Source organism: Motilimonas sp. 1_MG-2023, from assembly GCF_030547455.1.
Taxonomy (GTDB): Bacteria; Pseudomonadota; Gammaproteobacteria; order Enterobacterales; family CBDFNC01; genus Motilimonas.
In genome coordinates this window covers 39872-51205 of record NZ_JAUOPX010000033.1, presented here as the reverse complement: position 1 = coordinate 51205, position 11334 = coordinate 39872, and the positions used below count along the sequence as shown (strand labels likewise).

Sequence of the window (11334 nt, the reverse complement as noted above, 5' to 3'; positions counted from 1 at the left end):
GGTGCTCGCTACTGGACTCGAACCAGTGACCTACGCCATGTCATGGCGGCACTCTACCAACTGAGTTAAGCGAGCATAAGAATAAAAGAAATGGTGCTCGCTACTGGACTCGAACCAGTGACCTACGCCATGTCATGGCGGCACTCTACCAACTGAGTTAAGCGAGCATTTCTTTTTCTTAAATTGTCCTCGTCACTTGAGAACGAGCCGTAGTTTACCAAAGCCCGCCATGCAGGCAAGGGTTTTTTGTTGAAAATGATTTACTTGGTCATTGTTTATTCATTTTGTGCTGTTAAATTCAGCAGTAAGAAATGATAACGTTCCGCTGCTGGCTAAAAAAAACCAAAACAGTGACTTATGTCGCTTCCAAGTGATTATCTCAGACTCAAGTTTTTATGCCTATCTCTACTATTGTTAGGTTTTGATTCGATAATGGTTCTCAACAATGCCTGAAAAAGACTTTATGAAATTCATTGGTAAATGGTTAATAGGCTTGCTCATTTCAGCGCCAAGTTTTAGCCAAGCTAAAGAAATTCGCCTAGCCGTTGGACTTGCTTTGCCACCCTATTACTTATCTGAACAACAATCAGGCTTAGAGTTAGAGATAATTAAAGAGTCACTCGCATACAAGGGCCATACACTGACGCCAGTATTTGTTCCTTTTGCTCGCTTAATTCCTTCATTGGCTAGCGGTTTTGTTGATGCCGCAGCGCCCGTAAATGAAGGATCAGGCTATCTTGCTGGCTTCTATTCAAATAGCCATATTAGGTATAAAAACATAGCGGTCACCCTTAAATCTTCGAACATAGAAATAGCCAACATTGCAGACTTAGCGGGGTTGTCGATTGTCGCGTTCCAAAACGCAACAAGCTATCTTGAACCACACTATGGGGAGGTGGTGCAAAGGAATAGTAGATATAGCGAAAAGTCACGACAAGATCTGCAAATAAGGATGTTGCTTTCCAAACGTACCGATGCCATTGTCCTAGACGAGAAAATATTTAAATATTTTGCCATCAATCAAGGCGTTAATTATGAGGCGGAAATGGCTTTGCACCCCATTTTCAACAGCGTTGACTATAAGGTTATTTTCTCTGACGCGAAACTTAACCAAGACTTCAATGCAGGCTTAGATCATCTTAAGGAAACGGGGCGCTATCAAGCCATTATAGATAGTTATTTAGCCCCAGATAATTGGTTTAAAAAGGTTAACGTTACAATAAACTAATGTGTTAGTTGTAATTTTACCGCTTGTTTTTCTTGTCTAAGGGCTAAAGACAGCTTGTAAGCTAAATAGTACTTATAGATGTTTGATACATACTGCACCGTTTCCCTTCCTGTTTCTAAGCCTGCGGCAATTTCTAACTGACCAAACCAAATGTTCTTATTCAGTCCCATTGCCTCAGCGCGTTGCTGCATTTTAGCAAATTTATTGGGACCGGCATTATACGATGCCCAGACCATGGCAAGGGCATTTTCATCGCTGACTTGATGATCGTTGAGGTAGTGCTTTTTCAACCAAACGATGTAACGGGCTGCGGCTTCAATATTACCAGTGAGAGATCGATAGTCTTGTACCCCCATATCTTTAGCGGTACTTGGCAATAGTTGCATAATACCAACCGCTCCACGGGGACTTACCAAGTTATTGTTAAAGTGGGACTCTTGATAAGCTTGAGCTAATAGGGCAATGGCATCGAGATGGTATTTTTCGGCTGCTAAAACAAATTGCTGATAAACAGCACTGTCTTTATTGCCAAGTTGATTGGCTGATTTGGCCCAGCTTACATTTTTATAATAACGATTAAATAATGTATTCCCCAAGAGCGTGCCTTGTTTTGCCTGCCCATCAATAAACCTTGATACATATTTATTGAGTTTGGGGTTGTTGCGTCTTGTTACCCATCCGACTTGATTATTAATACTAATAGGTTGGTGATGTACTTTAAGCTCGGTAAAAATTTTCAGCCATAATTCGGCCTTATATTGATCGATGACGGTCGCCTGGATCATGCCAGCATTGAGCATTTCTACCAGGTCTTCTGATGTTAAAAAGCTATTGGCTGGAATAATTTCAATTGGCGCTAAGTTTTGCTTGGATAAAATGCGATTTATGGTGTGTAAATGTTCAATGTAACTACTGTCATCAAGCACATGAATCGTCATGCCTGCGAGATCCGTAAGTTGGTTCACATCTCGGTGTTTGTGGCTTGTAATGAGCAGTTCATCTACTTGGCTGCTCAGGCTCGCCACAAATGCAACTTCTTTTTGTCTTTGCGGGGTATTTGTTAGAAAAGCAGCAACAATATCTCCTCGTCCTTCATTAAGAGCAGGGATTAGCTGATCAAAAGGGACGGGAATGTATTTAATTTTCACTTTATCAACTTCTTTTTTCACCCCTTTATTTATACTCTTTTCAAACTGTTTGAGCAGCTCAGCTTGTAGACCGAGGATTTTACCTTTACGAATAAAAAAGTCTGTTTTGTTATAACTAACCAGGGCGCGTAAAACACGTCGCTGTTTAATTTCATCTAAGTCTCCAGTGAATGGCTGTTGTGCGTAGTAGGGTAAAAATGCGTCTTGCTCTGGACTTGCCAACGCTATATGACTACATAAATAACTGCTGAGTAACAATAAAAACCATTTCATGTGCCACCTGTTCTCCCTGAACGCAACTTAACATTCACGATAAAAAAAAGCAGACCGAAGCCTGCTTTTTGTTATCAATGACTAGTTGAAAACCATTGATTAGCCGATGATGCTATTTAAGGTTGCACTTGGGCGCATTGCCGCAGATGCTTTTGCAAAGTCTGGCTGGAAGTAACCACCGATATCTGAAGGCTTGCCTTGAGTGGCAGCAATCTCAGCTAGGATAGTTGTTTCGTTGTCTTCAAGTGCTTTGGCCATTGGAGCAAAATGTGCTTGTAGCGCAGCATCTTGAGTTTGCGCTGCTAGCGCTTGTGCCCAGTACATTGCTAGGTAGAAGTGACTACCACGGTTGTCTAGTTGACCAGCTTTACGCATAGGTGACTTGTTGCTGTCTAGTAGCTTACTGGTTGCTTGGTTTAGTGCCTCAGCAATGATCAGCGCTTGTGCGTTGTCATTTTTATGGCCTAAATCTTCAATAGACACAGCTAAAGCTAAAAACTCACCTAATGAGTCCCAACGTAAGTGTGACTCTTGCTCAAACTGCTGTACGTGTTTAGGCGCTGAACCACCCGCACCCGTTTCGTATAAACCACCACCCGCTAGTAGCGGTACGATAGAAAGCATCTTCGCACTGGTACCTAGCTCTAGGATAGGGAACAAGTCAGTTAGGTAATCACGCAGTACGTTACCTGTTACAGAAATCGTATCTTGACCTGCTTTAACGCGATCTAGGGTATATTTGATCGCATCTTCAGGAGATAAAATCTTAATTTCTAGACCTGCAGTGTCGTGATCTGCTAGGTAAGTGTTTACCTTCTTGATTAGGTTAGCATCGTGAGCACGCGCTTCGTTTAACCAGAAGATAGCTGGCGAGCCGGTAGCACGGGCGCGGTTAACAGCAAGCTTAACCCAATCTTTGATTGGCTCATCTTTCGCCTGACACATTCTCCAGATATCACCTTCTTCAACCGCATGCTCCATCACAGTTTCACCTGCTTGGTTTACCACGCGGATAGTGCCATCTGTTGGTACTTCAAACGTTTTGTCGTGTGAACCGTATTCTTCCGCTTTTTGTGCCATTAAGCCAACGTTGGCTACGTTACCCATAGTCGTTGGATCGAATGCACCATTTTCTTTACAGAACTGAATCGTTTCTTGGTAGATGCCAGCGTAACAACGATCAGGGATCATCGCTTTCGTATCTGCTAGCTTGCCATCAGGGCCCCACATTTGACCAGAAGAGCGGATTGCCGCAGGCATAGATGCATCAATGATCACATCACTTGGTACGTGAAGGTTAGTGATGCCTTTATCTGAGTCAACCATTGCTAGTGGTGGCTGTTTAGCGTAAACCGCTGCGATATCTGCTTCGATTTCGGCTTTCTTATCCGCTGGTAGGGTAGCAATTTTAGCGACAACATCACCAAAACCATTTTTGGTATTCACTTTCAGCTCTTTGAACAGCTCAGCGTGTTTTTCAAATACATCTTTAAAGTAAACCGAAACAGCGTGACCAAACATGATAGGGTCAGACACTTTCATCATGGTTGCTTTCAAGTGAAGAGAAAGTAATACGCCTGAATCTTTAGCATCTTGAATTTCTTTTTCAAAGTAAGCGCGCAGTGCTTTAACACTCATGCGAGAAGAGTCAATGACTTCACCTGCTTTAAGTGGGGTAGATGCTTTTAATACTGAAACAGTGCCATCTTTCGCGACTAATTCAATTTTCACGTCATCAGCTTGTTCAACGATTACTGATTGCTCACTACCGAAGAAGTCATCACTTTGCATATGCGCAACGTGTGATTTGGAATCTTTACTCCAAACACCCATAGAATGTGGGTTTTTCTGTGCATAAGCTTTAACGGGGGCAGCGACGCGGCGATCTGAGTTACCTTCACGCAATACAGGGTTTACTGCACTACCAAGAATTTTTGCGTAACGTGCCGCAATTTCTTTTTCTTCATCATTCGCTGGGTTAGCTGGGTAATCAGGTAAATCATAACCGTGTGATTGTAGCTCTTTAATGGCTGCCACTAACTGAGGTACAGAAGCACTGATATTCGGCAGTTTGATCATGTTTGCTTCTGGCGTTTTAGCTAGCTCGCCTAATTCAGCAAGTGCGTCTGATTGACGTTGTGCTTCAGATAGGTTTTCTGGGAAATTGGCAATGATACGGCCAGCTAGGGAAATGTCTTTTGTTTCTACTGCTATCTCACCAGCTTCAGTGAATGCCTTCACGATAGGAAGGAAAGAGTAGGTCGCCAGTGCTGGCGCTTCGTCAGTGATAGTGTAAATGATTTTTGAAGTTGGTTTGGTCATGATATTCCTTCGTTTTTCAGTCGAGCTGTAAGTCAAGAAAAGACAATCTAAAGCGTACTTTATTGTTTTTTAGTGCCTGTTCAATTAACCAAGCACCATGGCATTATTGCGCGTACGCTAAATAGCTTTAAATGTTGCAAAAAAGCCAGTGCAGTCTAGCACTGACGGGGCCGCTTGTAATTTATTTCCCAACAAGAGAGATATATTGCGCCCAATCCTACCTAATTCAGGTAAAAAATTCCCAAGGGATGTTAATGAAATTCATCGAAAAAGAAAGCAAAAAGTGACCAAAATGCGTTTTCGTTTCATGAAAAAACGCAACTTGTTCCTTTTTCTCTCAATATTTCATGCAGATCGGCTTTATCTATGCCAATAGTTAGCTAATGTTAATTCTATGTTAAATGTTTAAGTTGTTTTCGCGGTTGCTAATTTTAGTCTTACTCAATAGACAGCAGTGAATTTGAGATAAGGGTGATTTGTTATTTTCCAGTAAGCCTGTAGAATCGCCGCCCTTAAAAATAAGCACCCTCGTGCAGACAGCAAAATAGGGAATAATATGATAAATAAACACAAGCTTGGTATGCGTTTAGCTACGGGTTCATTGGCATTATTAGCCACGCAAACGTGGGCGGCGGGTTTTCAGCTGAATGCTCAATCTGCTACTGGCTTAGGTCGCGCTTTTGCTGGTGATGCTGTGATTGCTGATAATGCATCGGTTATGGCACGTAATGCTGCCGCCATGGCATTGTTTGATAAAGCAGCTATGTCGCTAGGTTTTGTGCTATTGGAAACCGATATTAGTGTTAAAAATGCAACTTACACTTCTGCTTTTGCGCCTGGGCAAAGCTTTCCTTCAAATTATGACAATGCTGGGGGAACCTCGGTTGCGCCTAATTTACACGTGATCATACCCATTAATGAACAATTTACTTGGGGAGCGAACCTTTACTCAAATTTTGGTACCAAAACAGAGTTCAATTCTAGCTTTACCGCGCCTGAATTTGGCGACCTGACTGATGTTAAAAGCTTTAATATCGGCACCAGTTTAGCTTATCGCGTCAACGCTCAATGGAGCATCGGTGGCGGCCTTGATCTGATTTACGGTAAGGGCGAAATGAAGCGAGCTGCTAATACGCCTGCGGGTAAACGTACTATTTTGGATATTGACGCAGATGGTTTTGCCCTTGGCTTTAATCTCGGGGTGGTGTATGAGGTCAATGAGGCGAATCGCTACGGCTTATCTTACCGTTACAGCCCTAAACTAGAAGCGAAAGGGGACATTTTATTTGCCGGTAACCCTGCAAACCCGTCTATCTCAAACGATACCCTATACATGCCTTTACCCGACATGATTGAGTTTTCGGGTTATCATCGAGTCAGCCCACAGTGGGCGGTACACTACAGTGTGCAGTGGATCGGTTGGTCATCGTTTGATGTATTGAAGTCAAAAGGTCATGGCATTATCAATGATTATGAATGGCAAAATGGCATGCACTACGCGATTGGTGGGACCTACTACTTAAATCAAGATTGGACGTTGCGAGCTGGTTATATGCATGATACCAGTGCGCAAGATAAAGTGACGTCTATTTCAGTACCAGATTCGGATCGCAACTGGCTTTCAGCTGGTTTTAGCTACCATATCAGCCCAGTATCAAGCATTGATTTTGGGGCAACTTATTTATTTGGTGAAGATGTTCAGGTTACTGAAACATCAAGCTTTTCAAACTTAAAGGGCACAACCCATGCTGACGCAATTTTAGTCGGCTTACAATACAGCCGCAGCTTCTAAGGGGTGTAACTAATGTTAACCATCCCCCTAATTGGGGGATGGTTGGATTTTATCAAGCTAAGGTAAACTTACCGGATCTTAATGAGCATGCTGGTGGTTGTTTTCTTCAATCGCTACTTCAATCTCTATTGTGCCAGCGCGTTTAAACGTCAATGTCATTGGAAATCGCTCGCCTTTTTTAAATGACTGCTTTGGTTCAAAAATCATTAAATGAAAGCTGCCCGGCTTAAACATTACCGTGTTCATTGCGCCGATGCGAACGCTGTTCACTTGGCGCATTTTCATCATATCATCTTCCATGATATGGGTATGGATCTCAACGCGATCGGCAACAGGTGTACTTGCAGAAATCAAAAAGTCATCTTCTGTGCCGTTGTTTTTCAATTGGAAAAAGCCTGCAATCACCTTAGCATTGGGCGGCGCTTCTCTACTCCAAGGGTGATCTATTTTGATGCTATTGGCGCCATAATCATGTGCATGCGCAGGAATGGCGGCAAAAAATGCAATCGCTACAAGGGCGTTAATTAATGTTTTTTTCATTGTTTTCTCCTAGATATGAAAGGTTGTTACCAGGTTAAGTTGCCTTGATAAACTAGCCAATAAGCGTGCTCTTGACTTGGTGTTGTATTGTCGAGATTGCCCTGTATGCGCAGGAAATGGCCGGGTGAAAATTGCCAATTTGCAACTAAGCTTAGGCGCTCTGGGTTATGGTTTTTGCTGTTTAGAACGGTGTTAAAGTCACGGCTGTTTTGGCTAAGGGTATTATCGGTTTTTAGCCACTCATAGCGCAGGCCTAGTTGCAGGTTTTGCCATTGCCAATACCATTGCGAATTAAGACCAATATTGTTTGCTGTTAAATGAGCGGCAATTTGCTGCGTATCTTTTATCGAAGCGTCAATGGTTTGTCCCATTAGTTCAAGATCCCAGCCAAATTGCTGCCACTGCCACTGTGTCCCAAGTGTAAATAATTCAGTATCGCCAGCCAGACTAATTGGGATGTTGGCGTGATGTGAATGGCTATGGCCATCAGAGCCAAGTGGACTGGTTTGCGAAGCAGAGAAACGTGCCCAAGAGCTGACTAATGTGAGTTGGTGTTGCGCCACAAAATGATGCCAGCGGTAAGTGATACCTAAAGCTTGAGGCGCCGATCCAGTTGTTTTTTCTGTCGCTGGGTAATGATTGCCACGACTGACCCAAGCTGTGAAATCATGTGCATTAATGGCGTAGGTCAATTGCACGCCATCATCACTGTATTGACCGCCAAGAAAAGCTTGTTGCGACAAATTAGCGTCTAGAAATAACCAATCATGGTCGTGTGTGGCATTATATAAGCCGATTCTATTTAATTGCCTGCCTATACGCAGTTGCCAGTTTTGCCCGAGATAAGGCTGTAGCCACATTTCTTCAAGTTCAATATTTTCACCGTGATGACTACCCAGAATGATTTTACCTGCGACAATATTTTCAAGGGCGACTAACATGCCGAGCTCAGCATGCATCAGCTGTAGGCCTTGCTCCATATTATGCGCGCTTGCATTGGTGACAATGCCGGGAATTTGTCCGGCGGTAACATCATCACTTGCTTGATAATAACCGCCTTGAGCAAACACGTTTCCTTGCACTGTTGTGCGCTCAAGTAAGCTAGGTTTTTGGCCGTCCTCAGCTGTGGCTATTTGACCATAAAATAGAGCCGGCAACAGGCATAAAAGGCGGGTTGAAGTATGTTTTTTCATTTTGCCAGATCCTGTTCAAATGGGTTGGCGTATCTTGGGTTGGTTAAAAATGCCTCATCACTGAGTGCATGTAAAAAGGCGAGTAAATCAGACTTTTCTTGCTCACTCATGGTAAAGCCTTTTACAAATTCACTCTTGTTTGGGTTTAAGCGACCATCACCGACATGCTCTCCACTTTCAATATTGCGGCCACCTGCGGCGTAAAACTCAAGTACTTGTTCTAAGGTATTGATACTGCCGTCGTGCATATATGGCGCGGTAAAGGCAATGTTGCGTAAAGTAGGGGGGCGAAACTTTCCTTTATCACTGACATTGTTTGTTACTTGGAAGAGCCCGTTATCTATATTGGGATAACTGCCTTCCTCGTCTAGGTTATATAAGCCAGTATTAAAGAAAGGTTTACTGACAAATACACTGTCGTTGTGTAGCGTTGAGTCGGTAAAGTTAAAGCCATTATGGCAATGAAAGCACTCCATTTTTTCACTGTTGAATAAGGTTTGTCCGCGAATAGCGGCATTGCTCATAGTGCCGTTATCAAAGTCGGAGTCTTTGGAAATCAATGCGCGATTGAAGACGCCTAATGACTTAATAATATTTGGTAGCGTCACGGGGTCTTGCTGATCAGGAAAAGCTTCATTAAACAACTTTTGGTAAAGAGGATCGTCACGAAAGCGACTTAAGATTTCGTCTTTATTTCCATCGTTTATACCTAATTCTACCGGGAACTCACCAAACAGTGGGATCACTAGTTGGTTTTCTATCTCTTTTAAAATCGGATTTGCCCAAGTGTAAGTGGCGTTATAGGCAATGTTGGTCAGGCTTTGCGAATTTCGATGCAGTAGCTCGCCGGTCGAGCCAAGGGGACGTTGTTTGCCATCGGTAAAGGCGAGGGCTTGCTGGTGACAAGACTCGCAGGATTGTGTTTGATTACCAGAAAGGCGTTTGTCATAAAATAAATGACGGCCTAATTGGTATTTTTCTTCCGTTGCGGGGTTGTCCTGCGGCTCTTTGGGTTGCGGCAGTGGGCCCGTTTGATAGTCGAAGGCCTGATTAACATCATTACTTGGGGCGACCACTTCAAAATCTGATCCACTGCCACAGCCTACCATGCTCAGCACAGTAAACAGTGTCAGCAAACCCTTAAACATGTTTGCTGACATCTTCATTACTCCACAGTGATCCAGGTTTGCGCTGCGCTACAATCGCCACCTATACATTGGCCGGTTGTCAGATCTAAGCCGAGTTTGGTAAATACATTGCCGCAGTCTGCGTCAGTGGCTGATGACATACAGCCCGGTGGTGTTTGTGGTTGGTTGGTGGTTAAATCACTATTGGCGACCAGTTTTTGGTAATCAAATACGATGGTGCTGTTAGCAATATCGATACTATCAAACTGATATGTTGGTCGGTTTGGTCGTGAGTTGCTGCAGTCGACGGTTTCTGTCGCTAAGTCAGTCACTTCACATCCCGTTGTGCCTAAATGAAGGTTCCAACCTTTGATGTCCATGCGCAAATGTTTGTGGCCTTTTTGCCAGCTCCAGTTCATGCCCATGACGTCTAGAGGTGATACGGCGTCGTCACCATCGATGCCATAATGGTTAAGCTCGGCGGGTACACCTAAGGTAAACTTAACGCTGGTGTATTTGTCTGTTGGTACGGTGCCTTTGATAAGGTGATTAAGGGCTTCATTACCATTAGCGCAATTGTCTTGGCCGGTTTCAAAGTCCAGTAAAGCAACATTTTTGTATTGCCACTTTTTATCTTGAGTTAACTCCAAAGCGACTTCTTTACCCGTTTCATTGATTAAGATAACTTCAGAGATATACATGCGTACATCGGTAAACTCAGGCTGGGTGTTTTGAGTGCCGGCTATCGCTGTGTCCATTATTTGGCAGCTTACTGGTTGCTCACCGACGCGAGCGGCAAATTTTAATTCAACATTTTGCAAGGCTGGCGGCGCGCTTGGCTCTACTGTCGGTACGGGGTCTACAGGGGCTGTTGTTTCTACGGGTGAGCCACCGCCCGAACCACCACAGCCAATAAGAACGCTAGAAACGAATAGGCTAGAAGCAAGCGCCTTCAATTGGTATTTATTCGACATGTTATATTCCTTTATATATTTTTCGCTAAAAATTGCGAGACCACTTTGTGCAATGCACAAACCAGAGAAGTCAGACAGCAGTAGGCTAAAGCAGCTACATGCCATCAAGGGTAAAACTGAATTAAGATTGGTTAAGACTGGTGTTTAGCAACAAAACAAATACGTTAAAAAACGGTTGTGTGTGTTTGACCAGACTTAGGCTAAAAATTGAGCGGGAGGAGAGGTTTTAGGCGCGTTTAGCAAATAAACCTTTTGCAGTGAACAAATATAAAGGTAATAGGGGATGGCGATTTTATTGCGTGCTAACCAAGTCGTTAGCACTAAAACTAACAAAGCGGCTAATAGTGCGTAATACTGACAGGCTTTAAGCAAAGGACAGGTGAAAGTAACGCTGTCGTGCTCGGTATTTGCTTGGTTAGATGATGTGGGTGTGTTTTCACTCAGATTAGTTTGGTTGGTTTCGACCAGTTCGTTGATGTCGACCCATTTAAAGCCTGTTGAAGTACAGATTAACACTTTATCGCCAAGGGCAGAATTGAGCCAACTTGAGTGGGTGACGAGTGCAGGATTTAGCAACACAGTGGCAGAGATAAAAATTTGAAATAGCAAAGCAACGATGACAAAGTAGGTCATGCGTCGTTGGGTTCCAAATTGAGGGGTTAATCTATCCATGCATTAACTTTGTATAAACCTACTGCATTAACATCTAAGTGGTAGCACTCTACACAAGGCAGGCG

9 protein-coding genes and 2 tRNA genes are annotated in these 11334 nt (G+C 43.3%); 2 read left to right on the top strand and 9 right to left on the bottom strand.

Features of this window, described 5'->3' with window-relative positions:
• Positions 1 to 2: 2 nt before the first annotated feature.
• Both Q4519_RS15935 and Q4519_RS15930 read right to left on the bottom strand, forming a co-directional pair.
• A tRNA-Val gene (locus Q4519_RS15935) sits at positions 3 to 75 on the bottom strand.
• 16 nt (positions 76 to 91) lie between these two features.
• Positions 92 to 167, bottom strand: a tRNA-Val gene (locus tag Q4519_RS15930).
• A gap of 278 nt (positions 168 to 445) precedes the next feature.
• On the opposite strand from Q4519_RS15930, the gene Q4519_RS15925 reads away from it, so the two are divergent.
• The gene (locus tag Q4519_RS15925; RefSeq protein ID WP_303513936.1) at positions 446 to 1228 is read left to right on the top strand and encodes an ABC transporter substrate-binding protein; all 783 of its coding nucleotides are present in this window, start codon (positions 446 to 448) and stop codon (positions 1226 to 1228) included.
• Here the strand turns inward: Q4519_RS15925 and Q4519_RS15920 are convergent.
• Together Q4519_RS15920 and Q4519_RS15915 are read right to left on the bottom strand one after the other, a co-directional pair.
• Positions 1225 to 2649 carry a transporter substrate-binding domain-containing protein gene (locus Q4519_RS15920; protein ID WP_303513934.1) on the bottom strand — a complete coding sequence of 475 codons (1425 nt, stop codon included), beginning with the start codon at positions 2647 to 2649 and terminating at the stop codon, positions 1225 to 1227. The two genes, Q4519_RS15925 and Q4519_RS15920, sit on opposite strands and share 4 nt — an antisense overlap.
• 99 nt (positions 2650 to 2748) lie before the next feature.
• Complete coding sequence (locus tag Q4519_RS15915; protein ID WP_232799551.1) at positions 2749 to 4971, bottom strand: NADP-dependent isocitrate dehydrogenase; 2223 nt, start codon at positions 4969 to 4971, stop codon at positions 2749 to 2751.
• Between the two features lie 556 nt (positions 4972 to 5527).
• Here Q4519_RS15915 and Q4519_RS15910 point away from each other — a divergent pair.
• Positions 5528 to 6763 carry an outer membrane protein transport protein gene (locus Q4519_RS15910; RefSeq protein WP_303513932.1) on the top strand — a complete coding sequence of 412 codons (1236 nt, stop codon included), beginning with the start codon at positions 5528 to 5530 and terminating at the stop codon, positions 6761 to 6763.
• A gap of 78 nt (positions 6764 to 6841) precedes the next feature.
• On the opposite strand, the gene Q4519_RS15905 is transcribed toward Q4519_RS15910, so the two are convergent.
• The 5 genes from Q4519_RS15905 to Q4519_RS15885 form a co-directional block, all read right to left on the bottom strand.
• A complete protein-coding gene (locus Q4519_RS15905) occupies positions 6842 to 7303 on the bottom strand; it encodes a copper chaperone PCu(A)C (RefSeq protein ID WP_303513927.1) in 462 nt (153 codons plus the stop codon).
• Between the two features lie 26 nt (positions 7304 to 7329).
• On the bottom strand, positions 7330 to 8496 hold the full coding sequence (locus tag Q4519_RS15900; RefSeq protein WP_303513925.1) for a TonB-dependent receptor: 1167 nt from the start codon (positions 8494 to 8496) through the stop codon (positions 7330 to 7332).
• Complete coding sequence (locus Q4519_RS15895; protein WP_303513923.1) at positions 8493 to 9656, bottom strand: methanobactin export MATE transporter MbnM; 1164 nt, start codon at positions 9654 to 9656, stop codon at positions 8493 to 8495. Before Q4519_RS15895 ends, Q4519_RS15900 begins: the two co-directional genes overlap by 4 nt.
• A 5-nt stretch (positions 9657 to 9661) precedes the next feature.
• Positions 9662 to 10597 (bottom strand): MbnP family copper-binding protein, encoded by a 936-nt coding sequence (locus Q4519_RS15890; RefSeq protein ID WP_303513922.1) that lies wholly within the window; start codon positions 10595 to 10597, stop codon positions 9662 to 9664.
• A 195-nt stretch (positions 10598 to 10792) separates the two neighbouring features.
• Positions 10793 to 11269 (bottom strand): hypothetical protein, encoded by a 477-nt coding sequence (locus tag Q4519_RS15885; RefSeq protein WP_303513919.1) that lies wholly within the window; start codon positions 11267 to 11269, stop codon positions 10793 to 10795.
• Positions 11270 to 11334 lie beyond the last annotated feature (65 nt).